The organism is Halomonas maura, assembly GCF_030409305.1.
In the GTDB taxonomy this organism is placed as follows: Bacteria; Pseudomonadota; Gammaproteobacteria; order Pseudomonadales; family Halomonadaceae; genus Halomonas; species Halomonas maura.
The window spans coordinates 20,425-36,985 of the sequence record NZ_JAUFPQ010000033.1 but is presented as its reverse complement, the minus strand read 5'-3'; the positions used below and the strand labels follow the sequence as shown (position 1 = coordinate 36,985).

Annotated in this window: 16 protein-coding genes; 15 read left to right on the top strand and 1 reads right to left on the bottom strand. The window is 64.0% G+C overall.

What is annotated here, in order from left to right; translation table 11 throughout:
- Positions 1-574 precede the first annotated feature (574 nt).
- The 13 genes from QWY76_RS20015 (at position 575) to QWY76_RS19955 (ending at position 13,036) form a co-directional block, all read left to right on the top strand.
- A complete protein-coding gene (locus QWY76_RS20015; RefSeq protein ID WP_290313338.1) occupies positions 575-805 on the top strand; it encodes a Flp family type IVb pilin in 231 nt (76 codons plus the stop codon).
- A 111-nt stretch (positions 806-916) separates the two neighbouring features.
- Positions 917-1,426, top strand: coding sequence for an A24 family peptidase (locus QWY76_RS20010; protein WP_290313337.1), 510 nt, complete (start codon positions 917-919; stop codon positions 1,424-1,426).
- A 60-nt stretch (positions 1,427-1,486) separates the two neighbouring features.
- The gene (locus tag QWY76_RS20005) at positions 1,487-2,830 is read left to right on the top strand and encodes a DUF8689 domain-containing protein (RefSeq protein WP_290313336.1); all 1,344 of its coding nucleotides are present in this window, start codon (positions 1,487-1,489) and stop codon (positions 2,828-2,830) included.
- On the top strand, positions 2,827-3,657 hold the full coding sequence (gene cpaB, locus QWY76_RS20000) for a Flp pilus assembly protein CpaB (protein WP_290313335.1): 831 nt from the start codon (positions 2,827-2,829) through the stop codon (positions 3,655-3,657). Before QWY76_RS20005 ends, cpaB begins: the two co-directional genes overlap by 4 nt.
- 200 nt (positions 3,658-3,857) lie before the next feature.
- Positions 3,858-5,309, top strand: coding sequence for a type II and III secretion system protein family protein (locus QWY76_RS19995; RefSeq protein ID WP_290313334.1), 1,452 nt, complete (start codon positions 3,858-3,860; stop codon positions 5,307-5,309).
- A 23-nt stretch (positions 5,310-5,332) separates the two neighbouring features.
- Positions 5,333-5,629 carry a hypothetical protein gene (locus tag QWY76_RS19990; RefSeq protein WP_290313333.1) on the top strand — a complete coding sequence of 99 codons (297 nt, stop codon included), beginning with the start codon at positions 5,333-5,335 and terminating at the stop codon, positions 5,627-5,629.
- A gap of 98 nt (positions 5,630-5,727) precedes the next feature.
- On the top strand, positions 5,728-6,933 hold the full coding sequence (locus tag QWY76_RS19985) for a CpaE/TadZ family protein (RefSeq protein ID WP_290313332.1): 1,206 nt from the start codon (positions 5,728-5,730) through the stop codon (positions 6,931-6,933).
- 49 nt (positions 6,934-6,982) lie between these two features.
- Positions 6,983-8,344, top strand: a complete 1,362-nt coding sequence (locus QWY76_RS19980; RefSeq protein WP_290313330.1) for a TadA family conjugal transfer-associated ATPase — start codon at positions 6,983-6,985, stop codon at positions 8,342-8,344.
- On the top strand, positions 8,335-9,333 hold the full coding sequence (locus QWY76_RS19975; protein WP_290313329.1) for a type II secretion system F family protein: 999 nt from the start codon (positions 8,335-8,337) through the stop codon (positions 9,331-9,333). The genes QWY76_RS19980 and QWY76_RS19975 overlap by 10 nt, the downstream gene beginning before the upstream one ends.
- A gap of 12 nt (positions 9,334-9,345) precedes the next feature.
- Positions 9,346-10,323, top strand: coding sequence for a type II secretion system F family protein (locus tag QWY76_RS19970; RefSeq protein WP_290313328.1), 978 nt, complete (start codon positions 9,346-9,348; stop codon positions 10,321-10,323).
- Positions 10,324-10,493: 170 nt separating this feature from the next.
- Complete coding sequence (locus tag QWY76_RS19965; RefSeq protein ID WP_290313327.1) at positions 10,494-11,306, top strand: tetratricopeptide repeat protein; 813 nt, start codon at positions 10,494-10,496, stop codon at positions 11,304-11,306.
- A gap of 24 nt (positions 11,307-11,330) precedes the next feature.
- Positions 11,331-11,783, top strand: a complete 453-nt coding sequence (locus QWY76_RS19960; RefSeq protein WP_290313326.1) for a TadE/TadG family type IV pilus assembly protein — start codon at positions 11,331-11,333, stop codon at positions 11,781-11,783.
- Positions 11,784-11,851: 68 nt separating this feature from the next.
- Positions 11,852-13,036 carry a pilus assembly protein TadG-related protein gene (locus QWY76_RS19955; RefSeq protein WP_290313325.1) on the top strand — a complete coding sequence of 395 codons (1,185 nt, stop codon included), beginning with the start codon at positions 11,852-11,854 and terminating at the stop codon, positions 13,034-13,036.
- Positions 13,037-13,163: 127 nt separating this feature from the next.
- Here the strand turns inward: QWY76_RS19955 and QWY76_RS19950 are convergent, their stop codons facing one another.
- Positions 13,164-14,033, bottom strand: a complete 870-nt coding sequence (locus tag QWY76_RS19950) for a helix-turn-helix domain-containing protein (RefSeq protein ID WP_290313324.1) — start codon at positions 14,031-14,033, stop codon at positions 13,164-13,166.
- 379 nt (positions 14,034-14,412) lie between these two features.
- On the opposite strand from QWY76_RS19950, the gene QWY76_RS19945 reads away from it, so the two are divergent.
- Positions 14,413-15,594, top strand: a complete 1,182-nt coding sequence (locus QWY76_RS19945) for a BaiN/RdsA family NAD(P)/FAD-dependent oxidoreductase (protein WP_290313323.1) — start codon at positions 14,413-14,415, stop codon at positions 15,592-15,594.
- 238 nt (positions 15,595-15,832) lie between these two features.
- A complete protein-coding gene (locus QWY76_RS19940) occupies positions 15,833-16,498 on the top strand; it encodes a DUF4396 domain-containing protein (RefSeq protein WP_290313321.1) in 666 nt (221 codons plus the stop codon).
- Positions 16,499-16,561: the final 63 nt, after the last annotated feature.

The following is a 16,561-nucleotide window of genomic DNA, read 5'->3' as shown; positions in this document are numbered from 1 at the left end:
TTATCGGCCTCCGGTCAGCCGGCTAGGGATTTCGATGAACAACCTGGTGGATTTACACAGCTAGGGCCACCTCATCGGCATGCCAGGCCGCAGTCGCTCCTGCGGATTAGCCAGCAGGGCACGGTCTGGCACGCTGCGGCTGACCGGGGCGAATCGCGTGCCGATCCGGCGGTGCGCTCTTGGGCGGCTAGCGGCAGGGCGTAGGTCAGAACCAGGAGCAACAGCGTCAGACCCTGCCGCCAGCGGGCGGGAAGCCGGGTCGATCTCGAGGTCATGTGATCTCGCAAGGTCCAGCGTATCGATGAGAGACCGGGCGTCCCGCCCGGCCATTCCCTGCCAGCGAGCCCTTGGACTCAGGCTTGCCGGCTTGGTTGCAGGCCAGTCTACCACCCGTCTGCCCCAGGCCCAGCCGGAGATGTCATCCCTGGCTGCAAGATAATCCTATACCCCCTGCAAGATCCTCCAAGCGTAACTGGATTGTAACCGCGATGCTCAAGACCGTGGACCGGCGGTAGGCGATGCCGAGTCGACAACAGCATGACGAGTCTGATCAGACACAACAGGAGATTTGATCATGAGCAAGTTGATGAAGGGTATCGAGCGCTTCTGGAAGGACGAGGAAGGTACAGAGGTGGTGGAGTGGGCCCTGGTCGGGGGCCTGATAGTGGCCGTGGGGGCCGCTCTCTTTGTCACCATCGGGGGGCATGTCAGTACGGCGCTCGGTTATCTGAGTGAACAGACGGGAGTAGCTGCCGACAATGTTGGCGCTGCTGCTGGTACTGGTGACACTGGTACTGGTGGTTAAGTCTCGAAATATCAGTAGTCACTTTTGTGATGTTTTTGGCGCCGGTCCACCGGCGCCCCTATTGCTCTCGATGTCGGGGTAATAATCATGCCGTTGGAATCTCCATGGCTAATGTCTGCCCTGTTGCTGCTGGTCGGGGTGGCGATGATCTGGGATATCCGTCAGCGACGCATACCTAACCGCTTTGTTGTGGTCGGAGCCGCCCTGGGAATCCTCTGCCAATTTCTGGCGCAGGGCCCCGGCGGTGTCCCGGCGGCCTTTCTCGGGCTGCTGGCGGGCATGGCGATCCTGATGCCCGGCTACCTGTTGGGCTTTACCGGGGCGGGCGACGTCAAGCTTATGGGGGCTGTTGGTAGTTTCGTTGGGCCTGTCTCGGCGTTGGCGGTCGGTTGTTTTAGCCTGCTGGCGGGCGGCCTGGTGGCTCTATGCATCGCTTGCTTATCTGCGCGTTCGGCCTCTCCCTGGCAACGCTATGGACTGATGGCCAGGACGCTCGTAACTACCGGTCGACCCATCTATATCGCTCCGCGTGATGGCGAAGCGATGGGGCAGCGTTTCCCCTTCGGCATTGCCATTTTCCTCGGCACATCGGCCTGGCTTGGCTGGCAATGGGTGCACTAGGCGGCGTGCCCATCGCCAGGCGAGTCTTTCCCTAGAGACGTGGATTACAGGAGTCGAACCATGCAGTCGGACATCGTGTCACCCGCTCACCATCAGACGGCCCCGGCAGCATCGGCCCCTCGGCCCTCCAGCGTGGCGGAGACAGGGCTGCCATTGCTCTATCTGGCCGACCTGCTCTCCAAGCAGCTCGTCGAGCGGGGGGCGCAGGATCTCCATGAGCTGAGCCGCGGCAGCGCCCTGAGCGGCAGCGTGGTGGAGGAGATCTGCCACTTCCTGCGCCAGGATGCGCGTGCCGAGGTGCGTGGCCAGGCGCGTTCCGGCGCCCTGGTGATCGGCCTGACCGACCGGGGGCGTGTCGCGGCCCTGGAGGCCTTGAGTCGGGATGGCTATTCGGGCATGGCGCCCGTCCCTCTAGACGACTACTGCCGCCATGTGAAGGCCCAGGCGCTGAGCAAGGTGGGACTGGATCGCGACACGGTGATAGAGGCCTTCGACGATACCGTCATCGATCCGGCATTGCTCGACCAGCTCGGTCCCGGGCTGCATTCGGGGCGGGCCATGTTCATCCATGGTGAGGCGGGCACCGGCAAGAGCTATATCGCCCGGCGTCTGATGCGGCTCCTGCCCGGAGAGGTGCTGATACCCCATGCCATCCTTGTCGGCGGCAAGGCCGTTCGCTGCTTCGATGCGGCGGTCCACAGTTCGGTGGCGGATGACCGGGGCGAGGTGTCCTCTCTCTATCTGGGGGAGGGCCACGATCCCCGCTACGTGCGCTGCCTGCGTCCTTGTGTGGTCACCGGTGGTGAGTTGACCATGGGGCGACTCGAGGTGCAGTACGATGCGGCGACCCGCATCCACCAGGCGCCGGTCCAGTTGCTTGCCAACAACGGCATGCTGGTGATCGATGACCTGGGCCGCCAGCGGATGACCACGACCGAGCTCTTCAATCGCTGGATTGTGCCGCTGGAGGAGCGCCGCGACTTCCTGTCGCTGAGCAACGGCCACCATTTCAGCGTGCCGTTCGATGTGGCCCTGGTTTTCTCCACCAACCTCGACCCGCTGGCCCTGGCCGATGCCGCCTTCCTGCGTCGCATCGGCTACAAGATTCGTTTTGCACCCCTGGAGCGCCAAGCTTACCGGTCGATCTGGCAACAGCAGTGCCGAGACCTCGACCTGGCCTATGCACCTGAGTTGGCCGACTTCGTGATCGATGAGCTGCATGTCCGTCGTGGGGTGCCGCTGCTGGCCTGTCATCCCCGCGACCTTCTCGGCCTGGCCAGGGATCGTCTCGAGTACTGGGGCGGCGAGGCGTTGGATCGCGACACCCTGTCCTGGGCGTGGCGCACCTATTTCGGAGACTTTGTCGACGATGAAGCCTCCAGCAACGGGAGGAGAGTCTCATGAAACGCAAAGGTATCGTCGCCATGTTCCTGGCGTCGCTGGTCATGGCCGCCGGTGCGGCCCTGGTCGCCATGAACTGGATGCAACAACAAGGTGGAGATGGGGATGACGTGGCCAAGGTTAGCCAGGTCGTGGTGGCAACCGTGGAGATTCCCTTCGGCTCGCGGGTGCAGGCCTCCGACCTCAAGTTGATGCCCATGCCGCCCGAATCGGTGCCCGAGGGTAGCTTCTCGGATATCGAGAGCGTGGTGGGGCGTGTCAATACCCAGGTGCTCTACGCCGGGGAGATCCTCCACGAGGGGCGGGTCGTCGAGCACATGGAGGGCAGCGCACTCGCGGCGGTGCTCGAGCAAGGCAAGCGCGCGATGAGCGTGCGCGTCGACGACGTGGTCGGGGTGGCCGGCTTCCTGCTGCCTGGCAACCGGGTGGATGTGGTCGCCACCCAGCGCAACGGCGGTAGCCGTTCCAACGTGGTATCGAAGACCGTGCTGCAAAACCTCAAGGTGCTGGCGGTGGATCAGATCGCCTCCCAGGACCGCGACGACCCGGTGATCGTGCGGGCCGTGACCCTGGAGGTGACGCCCGACGAGGCCGAGACCCTGGTCGAGGCCACCCAGGAAGGCAAGGTGCAGCTGACCCTGCGCAATCCCATGGACAAGGAGGACGACATCTCGGACCTGATGGCGGCGCAGCGCTCGGTGCTCAATCTTCCCGAGCCGGTGGAGAAGCCGGAACCGGCGCCGCGTCCGGTCGCGCGCCGGGCACCCATTCAGCACCAGGTCAGTGTCCTGCGGGGCACCCAGATGAGTACGGTGAGCGTCAAGAACTAGAGATCGCCTATCACTAATACAAAAGGGCTACTTTCAAAATGAGAGGTCCTTATTAGCAAGGGGCGCAGGGGAGAAGTGTCATGACAAGGCAAAACATTGCACTCAAGTGGTTGATGGTGGCAGGGCTAAGCCTGCTGATGGTGGGAAGTGCAACGAGTCTGCTTGCCCAGGAGGCGTCGACTCGGGAGGGGACTCGCCGTATGGCGATTCCCCTGGAAGGGCGAGCGGAATCCGTGGCAGTCGAGCTCAACAAGGCACAGGTGCTGGCCTTCCCGAGGCCGGTACGGGTGGTCTCGGTGGGCAATCCCGAGGTGGCCGACATCGTGGTGATGGGCTCCCGCCAGCTCTACGTGCTGGGCAAGTCGACGGGCACGACCAATGTCGTGCTGTGGGACCGGCAGGAGGGGGTCGAGGGGGCGTTGAACGTGACCGTGACCCACGACCTCGGCACCCTCAAGAGCAACTTTCATGCCCTGCTGCCCGGCGAGAACATCCAGGTGCGCTCGGCCCAGGACACCATCGTGCTGAGTGGCGAGGTCTCGAGCGCCGAGCGGCTGGAGACGGCGATGCGCCTGGCATCGCGCTATGCCGGTAGCGAGGATGGCGTGCTCAACCTGATGCAGGTGGGGGGCGCCAACCAGGTGATGCTCGATGTGCGGGTGGCCGAGGTCTCGCGCTCGCTGGTCAAGCGCCTGGAGGCCAACTTCAACGTCTTCAATGTGGGGTCCTCTGCGCTGCGTGTCGGTGCGGTCAGCGGCGGCGCCAGCTTCCCGGATGCCGTCTTCGAGGGTGCGGACGGCCTCGGCGGCCGACTGCCGGTGTTCGGCGGTGGCACACCCGTCGGACCGGTAGTCTCCGAGTTCTCGCCGGCGACCGCCAGCATCGAGGATACCGGCATCTTCGCCAGCTACCAGCGCAGCGACTACCTGCTCAACCTGGTGCTGGATGCGGCCAGTCGTGAGGGCATCGCCAAGATCCTCGCCGAACCCAACCTGACTACCCTGACCGGCCAGCAGGCACAGTTCCTCGCCGGCGGGGAGTTCCCGATCCCCGTGCCCCAGGGGGATGGCCAGGTCACCATCGATTACAAGGAGTTCGGGGTGGGGCTGCGCTTCCTTCCCGTGGTGCTGGATTCCGGGGCCATCAACCTGCAGGTGGATGTCTCGGTCTCGGACCTGGTGCCGGCCAATAGCCTGAGGATCGGGGTGGGAGACGAGTCGAGCTCGCAGTTCTTCGTCCCGGCCCTGGTCCAGCGCAGTGCCAGCTCGACGCTCGAACTCGCCTCGGGCCAGACCATCGCCATCGCCGGCATGCTCAACGAGAGTCTGCGGGAGAACGTCTCCAAGCTGCCGGGACTGGGGGAGCTGCCGGTACTGGGGGCACTGTTCCGTAGCCAGGAGTTCATCAAGGAACAGACCGAGCTGGTGATCTTCGTCACCCCAAGGCTGGCACGCTCCTTCGAGCCTGAGCAGGCGCGCCTGCCCACCGGCTCCTTCGTGCCCCCTACCGATGCGGACTTCTATCTGCTGGGCAGCTTCAAGCCCGTCCTTGTGGAGGGCGAGCGCCGCAGGCCGCCGTCCGACCTCGAGCTCGAAATGATGTCCGGCCGCTCCGAGGGCGGCACCGAGGGCCGCTTCGGTCACGACCTGTGAACTGCCTGCTGGGAGAAAGTGCCATGTCTCGTATCGCAATCGCATCATCGGCCCGTCGTTCGCTCATGGGGTGGCTGTTGGCCGCAAGCAGTGTCCTGGTGCTGGCCGGCTGCATGGCCCCACGGCCGGGCGCCGACCTGCCGGCCTTCGGCGACAGTGTGCGCCACACCAAGGCGATCCAGACCTATCAACCCGGCGACCCCGTGCCCTCCCTGGGTGGCGCCAAGGCCGCCGAGGCCATTCGGGGCTATCGAACCCCGGCGGGGGGGGCACAACAGTATTCGCCAATGAACACGACGACCTCCGTGTCGCTGCCCTGAAGGACGGGGTTCGCCGCTCCGGCGGTCCAGATCACGAGATCAAGGTCTAGCCGGCGACTCGACAAGACGGTGATGACACGCAGAGGCAAGGGGGAAGCATGTACACAAGGCTGGACATACTGTTGGCAGGACGGGTCAGGGAGGACTTGGAAGCCCTGGAGACACTGCTCCACAGCCACGGCGACATCCATGTCCGTTCACGGCTGATGGTCAACGGCAACGTCGATCCACTTCAGACTTCCCAGGGCGGCAAGGACACCTCACCAGACGCCTTGATCCTGCTGGTGGGCGAAAGGTGGGAGGCGGAACTCCAGGCGCTCTGCGAGCGACCGGCGACGGAGCGCCCCCCCCTGCTGGTGGTGGGGCCAAGGGACAACGTCGAGCTGATCCGGCTAGCCATGCGTGCGGGTGCCAGGGACTATTTCTCGCCGCCGGTGGATGACGGCGAGATCACCTGCTTCATCAGGCAGCTGTCCCGGGATCGAAGCGAGCGCGCGCCCAGCGAATCGGCCCGCTTGACCGCGGTGATCAATGCCAAGGGGGGATCGGGAGCCAGTCTAGTGGCGGCCAACCTCGCCCATCGGCTGGCCGTGAGTGGTGGCAAGACATTGCTGCTGGACATGGACGTGCAGTTCGGTTCGATGCCGATGTATTTCAATCTCAGTCCCGAGCACGGCCTGATAAAAGCGCTCGAGGTCGTCGAGTCCCTCGATGGCCTGGCGCTGGAGGCCTATGTCCAGCGTCATCGCAGCGGCCTGGAACTGTTGGCATCGTCCCCCGATGACCGCATCGGCCTCGGCGAGGTACCCGAGGCCAGGGTGGAGCAGCTCCTGCAGGTCCTGTGTCAGGGTCATGACGACGTGGTGGTCGATCTGCCGCGCTGGATCGGCGGCACGACCGCCTCGGTACTGGAGCGTGCCGACCACATCCTGCTGGTGATGCAGCAGAGCGTGGCTCATCTGCATGATGCCCAGCGCCTGCGCGACATCCTGGTGCATGAACTCAGGGTGCCGGCGTCGCGGCTCCACCTGGTGATCAACCGCTTCGACAAGCGCAGCGACGTGAGCCTGGACGCGATTACCGACGTCCTGCCCGGGGTGATGCTATATACGCTGCCCAACGACTTCCGGCTGGCAACCCAGGGCATCAACGTGGGAACCCCGTTGATCGAGCTTGCCCCTAAGGCCGCGCTGACCCGTCGGCTCCACAGGCTGGCCGATGCCCTCGACGAGCCTGCACCCGATGCAGGTGGCCCTGCGCGCAAGTGGTCATTGCGGCTGTGGCCACGTCGCGGGGCGCACTGAGTCGAGGCTGAGGGTGGCCTTCATTGATCAAGCGTGAGGAGAATCACCGATGGAACTTCGTGACCGTATGACGGGCGATGGCGACGAGCGACCCTCCTGGGGACGGCGAGGCATGGCCGGTGGAGGCCTTTCCCTGGCGGAGCAGGAATGCAAGCAGCAAATCTTCCGCCAACTGGTCAAGGTGATGGACCTGACGCTGCTCAGCACCCTGGAAGAGCGGGAGGCACGACAGCAGGTCCAGCAGGTCTGCGAGTCGCTGATCAGCCGGGAGACGCTGCCCTTCAATGCCTCGGTGCGACAGCGCATCGTCGCCGAACTGCAGGACGAGGTGCTGGGGCTGGGGCCGCTCGAGACCCTGCTCGCCGACAGGACGGTCTCCGACATCCTGGTCAACGGCACCACCCCGATCTACGTGGAACGGCGTGGCAAGCTGGAGCAGACGGCCCTGCGCTTCGACAGTGACCAGCACCTGATGACCATCATCGACCGGATCGTCTCGGGGGTGGGGCGCCGAATCGACGAGTCCTCGCCCATGGTGGATGCCCGGCTCAAGGACGGCTCGCGCGTCAATGCGGTGATTCCGCCATTGGCCATCGATGGTCCCATGTTGTCGATTCGACGCTTCGCCGTGGATCGCCTGAGCGCCGAGGACCTGGTCGAGTACGGCAGCCTTTCGGCAGTCACTGCCCAGCTGCTGGAGAAGGTCGTCAAGGCGCGGCTCAACGTGCTGGTGTCGGGCGGCACCGGGGCGGGCAAGACGACCCTGCTCAACGTGCTGTCAGGCTTCATCCCTCACAACGAGCGCATCGTCACCATCGAGGACTCGGCGGAACTGCAGCTGCAGCAACCTCATGTCGGACGCCTGGAGACCCGCCCCCCCAATATCGAGGGCAAGGGGGAGGTGTCCCAGCGCGACCTGGTGCGTAACAGCCTGCGCATGCGACCCGATCGCATCATCGTCGGCGAAGTGCGCGGCGGTGAAGCCTTCGACATGTTACAGGCCATGAACACCGGCCACGATGGCTCCCTGACCACAATCCATGCCAATACCCCGCGTGATGCCCTGACGCGGGTCGAGAACATGGTGGCCATGAGTGGCTACCAGATTCCGCCCCAGGCGCTGCGGGCCCAGATCGCCTCGGCCATCGACGTGGTGGTGCAGGTCGAGCGCCAGGAGGATGGCGTACGCCGCCTGGTGAGCGTCCAGGAGGTCAACGGCCAGGAGGGCGAGATCATCACCATGTCCGAGATCTTCCGCTTCGAGCGCGAGGGGGTCAACGAGGAAGGACGGGTCATTGGCCGCTATGTCGCGACCGGGGTCGTCCCCGGCTTCTACGATCACCTCAAGCGCCGCGGCCTCGATCCCGGGCTCGAGGTATTCCAGGGGGGAGGGCAGCGGCCATGGAACTGATGGGACTGGATATCGCGCTTTCCGACCGGGCGATCGTCATCGGCATGGTGTTCATCGCCGTCTTCCTGTTGATGCAGAGTTTCCTGGTCCCCGCCTTCGGCGAGAATCGCCAGGTCCAGAAGCGCCTCAGGAAGCGCATGCGTACGATCTCGGCCGAGAGTCAGCGCCATGAGCAGGTCTCGCTGGTACGCAAGAAGTACCTGCGCGAGCTGTCGGCCGTGGAAAGAATGCTGGAGTCATTGCCCGGCATGGAGCGCGTCGAGCGGCTGCTCGAGCAGGCTGGGCGTGAGACGCCGGCCTACCGGGTGGTGCTCGCAAGCCTGGCGCTTGGCGGCCTGTTGGGAGGGCTGGCGGCCTACCTGCTGCCGCTGCCCTGGCTGGGGCTGCCGATAGGGACTCTGCTGGCCTCGCTGCCCTTCCTGAAACTGGTCAGGGAGCGGGCGCGGCGAGTGGCCCGCATCGAGGAGCAGCTCCCCGATGCGCTGATCATCATGTCGCGTGCGCTGCGGGCCGGGCATCCCTTCATCGATGCCATGCACCTGGTGTCGGAGGAGCTCGCCGAGCCCATCGCCGGAGAGTTTCGCACCACCTTCATGGAGATCAACTACGGCGGAGACGTGAGAAACGCCCTGCTTGGCCTGCTGCAGCGGGTCCAGAGTGTGACTGTAATGGTCTTCGTGACCTCGGTGCTGATCCAGAAGGAGACCGGCGGCAACCTGGCGGAACTCCTGGATGGATTGGCCACGGTGGTACGCGACCGTTTCCGCTTCCATCGCAAGGTCAAGACCCTTTCCGCGCCGGGCCGCATGGCGGCCTGGATTCTCTCCCTTCTGCCCTTCGCGCTGGCCGGCATCCTGTCGCTGGCAGCACCCAGCTTTATCCCCATGCTGACTCAGGATCCGATAGGGCGGCAACTCGTGGTGGCCGCCTTCGTGATGATCGTCATCGGGATACTCTGGCTGCGCAAGATCATCCGGATCGACGTCTAGAGGAGTTTCGACATGGAAACTATCGGAAGGTTGATGCAAGCGCTGGATGGGGTTCTACAGGATCCGCAACTCGTCCAGTTAGGGGTCGCGGCGCTGATGGGTCTTGCTATCTTCACCCTGTTGCTTGCCTTGATGCTGGTGGTGAAGGGAATGTTCGATCCCGTGCGCCAGCGACTGCGGCATCTCGAGGTTAACGCCGCTGGTGCCACGTCAGGGACCGGTACGGCCGGGATGGACCAGTGGCTTGGGCCACTGGGGGAGCGTCTGGCGCCGGACAAGGCGGAAACCCGCAGTCGTCTCGCCCGGGAATTGAGCCATGCCGGCAAGCGATCTCCCTCGGCGGCCAGCGTGTTCCATGGCGTGAGGCTGATGCTGGCCGTCCTGCCTGCCACCCTGATGTTGCTGGCATTCCCGCTGCTGAGGATCCCGCCGGTGCTTGGCATCTCCTTGGTGGCTTGCCTGGCCATCACCGGTTATCTGCTGCCACGCTTCTGGCTCGAGCGGGCCATCAAGCGCCGTACGACGCTGCTGCGTCGCGGTCTGCCCGATGCCCTGGATCTGCTTGTGGTCTGCAGCGAAGCGGGGCTGGGACTGGTCGCGGCGATCCAGCGGGTCGCCAGGGACCTGGAGGTGAGTCACCCCGAGCTGGCCGATGAGCTTCACCTCTTCGGCATGCAGACCCGCGCCGGCATGGACAACAAGTCGGCACTGCGGGACCTGGAGGAGCGCACCGGGGTGGAGGACATCCGTGGCCTGGTGACTACCCTGCTCCAGAGCATGCGCTTCGGTACCAGCATCGCCGAGACTCTTCGACTCTACGCGGAGGAGTTGCGCGACAAGCGCACCCAGGAAGCCGAGGAGAAGGCGGCCAAGGTCAGCACCAAGATGCTCTTTCCCCTGATCTTCTGCATCTTTCCCAGCTTCTTCGTCGTGGCCCTGGGGCCGCCGCTGCTGGGGGCCATGAGAGCGTTGTCGGCGGCAGGTCAATGAGCAGGACACTTCTTCGCAAGGGAGTCAGATCCATGAACCATATGAACCATAAGTATCGTTTTCCCGTAGCCGGTCTCCTGCTTCTTCTCACCCTGGGAGGCTGTGCTACCCAGTCGGGGCCACAGGGCGGTGGGGACCCCTATGGGGCCCTGAGTGATGGCAACTCGTCGGTGGCCTACAGCACGGCCTTCCCGGTGGGCTCACCCGAGGAGGCCTATCGCAATGGTGATGCGGCCCTGCGGAGCGGCGACGCCGACCGGGCGCTCTTCGAGTATCTGCGTGGCCTGCAGATGGAGGATCGCCCCCAAGCCGACCCCCTCTATCGGGTGGGCGTCATCCACCATGGTCGAGGGAACACCGACCTGGCCGAGAAGGCCTATCGCTGGGCCCTGGACGTCGATTCACGTCATGCGGGAGCCGGCACCGCCATGGGGGTCCTGATGCTGGAGCAGCGCGATTTCGAGCAGGCCGAGCACTACCTGACGCCCATCGCAGCTCGCTCCAATGCCCCCTGGCAGGCCGACAATGCCCTGGGCGTGATCGCCGACATCCGTGGTCAGCATGAACAGGCAAGACGCCACTACGAGAAGGCCCTGCAGGCCAACCCCAGGATTCCGCGAGTTCTCAATAATCTCGGTTATTCCTACTATCTCGTCGGCGACCTGGACGCGGCAAGGCTGCAGCTTCGACAGGCCGTGAACGTCAATCCGCGTTACGAACTTGCCTGGCGTAATCTGGGACTGGTCTATGCCAGGCAGGGTGACTACGACACAGCCATCGAGGCCGTGGCACGCCATGGTGATCGCGCCGAGGCCTACAACGACATCGGCTATATCTCGATGCTGGAAGGGCGTTTCGACCAGGCCATGGGCTTCTTCGAGGAGGCCATGCGACTGTCGCCTGCCTACTATGCCACCGCCGGAGAGAACGTCGAGAGCCTGAACCAGTTGATGCGGCGTAACGTGTCCCCAGCGACGAACTAGTCACTGACAAGAGGGGTATTGATCATGACCATGCCAGGATCATTGCGCCGACAGCGGGGCTCGGAAACCGTGGAGTTTGCCATCTCGGCCACCCTGCTGTTCCTGCTCCTGTTCGGCATCATCGAGTTCAGTGTCGCCCTCTTCGACAAGGCGACCCTTACCAATGCCAGTCGGGAAGGGGCGAGAACGGGGATCCTGTATCGGCCGGCCAGCCGGGATCTGGTGGCGGAGGATGCCGCCATCGAGCAGGCCATTCGGGATTATGCCGACCAGTACCTGATTTCATTGGGGGGGCCTGCCGAGATGGATATCACGATTGAGCGCTTCGACAGGGATGCCAGCGGCGCCTTCGATGCCGGCGACGATCTGAGCGTGATCATCGATTACCCCTATCAGTTCCTGCTGTTGCCGAGCTTCGTCGGCACCTTGGGCGAGACTTTTGCCCTATCCACGACCACGGTGATGAGGGCGGAATGATGAATACAAAGGTCAAGAAACCCGGGTCGCGGCGTCGAGGATCGTGTCGGCGACAAACGGGGGTTTCCATGGTGCTGGTGACCCTGGCGCTCTTTATGCTGCTGGCCTTCACGGCCCTGGCCGTGGATGGTGGCAACATCTTCGTGGCCCGTAACGAACTGCACAATGCCGCCGATGCGGGAGCATTGGCCGGCGCCAGGTGGTTGTATACGGATGACGGCAGCGCCGTTGATCCGAATGCCAACCAGATTGCCACGGACGCGGCCGAGGCCAACGACAGCCAGAAGGCCTCGGCGGAAGTCCTCAGTGCCCGGCGCGGGCACTGGAGCTTTGCTGATCGAAGCTTCACGGCCAATCCTTCCCTGGATCCCGTGGATCTCTTCGGGCAGACGACCGAGGAACTGGACCTCAATCCCAATTTCATCAATGCGGTGGAGGTCGTGACCGCCCGGCAGCAGACCCAGGTGGAGGCGTTCTTCGGCAAGGTGCTGGGCTTCGACGGCTATGAGGTAGCGGCCCGCTCGGTGGCCTATATCGGGTTCGCCGGTACCGTTCGGCCCGAGGACCTGGATCAGCCCATTGCCCTGTGCAAGCAGGCGCTCCTCGATCCGGCGGACGGTAGTTACTCCTGCGACGTAGGCCGCTTTATCCCGGAGGGCGACCAGACCGGGGGCTGGACCAACCTGCAACATGGTGACAACGGTGCAACCAACGCCAACGAGTTGCGGGACCTGGTCTGTGGCGAGGGTAATCCGGACCAGCTGAATTATGGCGAGAACATCGAGACCAACAATGGCCAGGTGCAGTCGGCCTTCGGGGACTTCTACGATTGCTGGGTGGAGGCTACCAACCGGGAGGTGACCTGGACGCTGACCCTGCCGGTCGTCGACTGCGAGTCGGGGGTGGCGCCCACCAACGAGCTGGTCGGCGCGGTCACCGTGCATATCGTCTGGGTGATCGACAACAACCAGGAGGCGCAGATCGATACCTATGCGCCCGAGCGGATGAGCCTGGCACCGGACTCCGAGGACGTCGAATGGCGGGGTGACTGGGAGAACACCAGCACAAGCGGCCAGGAACGCTGGGATGATTTCACCGGCCACTTCGACCTGGAGAACCAGGATGGCGACCCAGCCGACTGGCGCAAGATGAGCATCTTCTTCCTGCCCAGCTGTGATGTCCATGAGCCCAAGGGCCAGACGGGAGGGGAGAACTTCGGCGTCCTGTCGCGAATACCCGTGCTGGTCGATTGAAGGAAAGTTGATTGAAGGTAAAGAGCCCCTTTGGCGCTGGTCATTGCCTTGTATGACCGGCGCCCTTTTTGCTTTTTAAGGTCCCGAGATTGAGAGGCCTGAGCGGTCTATATGGAGGTATTCCGCCTTACTTGACCGAGCGGTCCGGCTGCTCGAAGAGCTTGTCCGGTTTCGAGGGTGCTACGGACGGCAGGGAAGGCGTCTTGTCCGTGAGGGAGCAGCGATAGGCGGACGGAGATTGTCCCATCTGGCGATGGAAGGTACGCGTGAAGTAGGAGAGGTCGCGAAAGCCCACGGCAAAGCAGATGTCCGTGATGGTCACGGTGGGATTGGCCAGCAGCCTCACCGCCTCCTCGAGACGCCTCTTCAGCAGGTAGTCCTGGAAGGTACAGCCGGTGCTGCGCTTGAACAGCCGACTCAGCTGGAAGACGCTCAGTCCGCAGCTTGCGGCGACATCCGCTTGAGAAAACCGCCCGTCCAGGTGATGGTCGATGAACTCCAGCGCCTGCTGCAGTTTCGCCTCCTGGGTGGAAGGTGCCTCATAGTGGAGACGGGCATCCCTGGGCATTCGATTGCTGTGTTCCAGCGGCGAGAGGGCCATCTCGGTGATCGTCCTCCCCAGTCGCAGGTCATGGAGGGTCTTGACCACCTCCATGAAGCGCTGAAGATCCAGAGGGTGGGCGAAGTAGTCCCACACTCGGGCACGAAAGGCCCAGATGGCAAGCTCCTCCGAGTGGGCGTGGGTGATCATCAGCAGGGGCACCGACCTGGCGGCCTGCTTAGCCTTGCGCAGGTCACCGAGCCCTTGCTGGTCGGGGTAATCGTAATGGAAGCAGGCGGCGAAGGGCGGCCTGGAGGTGAGGACCTCGACGACATCCTGCCCTGGGGGCAGGCACTCGACCTGATAGCCCTGGTGCTTCAACTGCTTCAGGTAGTCCAGGTCGGCAATGTCACACCGGGTTCTCGGAATCACCAGTAGATAGTCATTTACCTTCATTCAGGCCCCCTTGGGCTTACCCGCGATGTCGCAGCTTCTCTCAGGCGCTCTTCCTGGAACAGGTTGAGTTAGATTTCTATTTATTAGTTATTTATATGAATTGGACGGATTGATCTTGCATAATCAGGTTTTCCTAATTAGTGCCCTTGGCTCTTCATGGGTTGATTGTTCTAGGTAACTGCTTGTTTTTTAAATAAACTAAAGAATCTTTGTAGCTATATGGAGACGATAAGGTAACAACCTGTTACAGGAACAAGCGTAGCCGTCACACAAAGTATTGCAAGACTAATTCTGGTAGGATGCTGCGCTTCTCACCCCCAGCGGGGAAAAACTAGGCCCATGGCGGAGCCGCAAGGCAGCCATACGACATAGGAACCGTATGAATTCGCAGTTTGACGTGGTTGTCATCGGCGCGGGCGCGGCGGGACTGATGTGCGCGCTGACGGCCGGCTATGCCGGCCGGCGGGTGCTGGTGATCGATCATGCCAACCGCGCCGGCAAGAAGATCCTGATGTCCGGCGGCGGGCGCTGCAACTTCACCAACCTGGCCACCACGCCCGCCAACTTCTTCTCCGATAACCCGCATTTCTGCATCTCGGCGCTCAAGCGCTACCGCCCCGAGCATTTCGTCGAACTGGTCGAGCGTCATGGGCTCGAGCACGTGGAGAAGGCCCCCGGGCAGCTGTTCTGTGCCGGGTCGGCGAAGGACCTGCTGGCCATCCTACTCACCGAGTGTGACTGGGCCGGGGTCGAGATCAGCCTCAAGACGTCGGTCTCGATGCTGGAGCGCTGCGGCGAGGGCCTGCGTCTGGTGACCTCGCGCGGGCGCATCGACGCCGGGGCGGTGGTGGTGGCCACCGGTGGCCTGTCGATCCCCACCATGGGAGCCACCGGCTTCGGCCATGACATCGCCCGGCAGTTCGGCCTCGCGATCACCGAGACCCGCGCCGCCCTGGTGCCCTTCACGCTGACCTCCCAGTGGAAGGCACGGGCCGAGGCGCTCGCGGGACTCAGTCATGAGGTGGCGGTGCGCTGCCGGGAGGGCGCCTATCGCGAGCCCCTGCTGTTCACCCACCGCGGCCTGTCTGGCCCGGCCATGCTGCAGATATCCAGCCACTGGCGGCCCGGTGACCGCCTGGCCATCGACCTGTTGCCGGGGGTGGAGGCCTTCGACGCCCTGGTGGCGGCGCGGCGGGAATTTCCCAAGCGGCGTGTCTCCACCTGGCTCGGCGAGCGCCTGCCGCGGCGTCTGGCCCAGGCCCTGGTCGAGTGGCACGGCGGCGATGGCCCGCTGGCCGAGCGCTCCAACGCCGAGCTCGAGGCCTGGGCCGGCCGGCTCAACGACTGGCGCCTCAAGCCCGCCGGCACCGAGGGCTGGCGCACCGCCGAGGTGACCCTGGGCGGAGTCGACACCCGGGCGCTGTCGTCGAAGACCTTCGAAGTCAAGGGCCTGCCCCAGCTGCGCTTCATCGGCGAGGTGCTGGACGTCACCGGCGAACTGGGGGGCTACAATTTCCAGTGGGCCTGGGCCTCCGGCGTGGCCTGCGGCCTGTCGCTCTAGCGGTATCCCGGTAAGGGCCGGGCCGCTATGCGGCCAGAAAGCCTCGCCGCCAGGCGGGGGAAGCGGCCCTTTGGGACGGTCCGCGACATCCATCGGCAGGTCGGCGTGAACCCGGCCGCCACGGCACTGTCCCCATGGCCAGGCGGAAAGCTCTCACCCCGCCGGGTGCGCTGGTGTCCGGATGACAGCGGTCCGTGCCGGTTGCCGCGACGAACCGCAAGCGCAAGGAGGTTGGACCATGGAGTTCCTGGTCGGCGTGATTTCCAGTCCTTGGTTCCTGGTGGCCTGGGCCTGCCTGACGATTCCCAGCCTGGGTATCCTGGTCAGGGATCTCAGGAAGAACAATGCCCACCTGATGAGCCTGATGAAGCTGGTCTGGGGCCTCACCGTTTTGTATTCGGGACCCTTGGGACTGTGGATCTACTGGCAGACCGGCCGCAAGGAAATCGCCACCGATAGTCTTTTTCGGCGTGCCTTCCGCTCGGTGGCCCACTGCTATTCCGGCTGTGGCATGGGCGAGATCATCGGCCTGCTGCTGGCGGTCGGTGTGCTGGCACTCGGCACTCTCTGGACCGCGGCGATCACCTTCGCCTTCGCCTATATCGCCGGCTTCGTGCTGACCGTGGGCCCCCTGGTCCAGGGCGGCGAGTCGTTCGGCAAGGCGGTCTGGGATGCCGTGCTGTCGGAGACGCCGAGCATCACCGTGATGGAGGTCGTGGCCATCGGGGTTGATCTCACGCTTGCCGGTGGGGCTGGTCTGGGAGAGGTCCTTTTCTGGTCATCGATGATCGTCTCGCTGACCTGCGGGCTGCTCGCGGCCTATCCGGTCAATCTCCTGCTGCTTCACTACGGGGTCAAGGAAGGCATGATGGATCCGCGACATACCCATCACGCCCAAGGCTGACAGGGGTACCAGGATGATCCGGGCGCTGTCATGATCGGCGGACCCTGACCAGCGAAGGAGGAG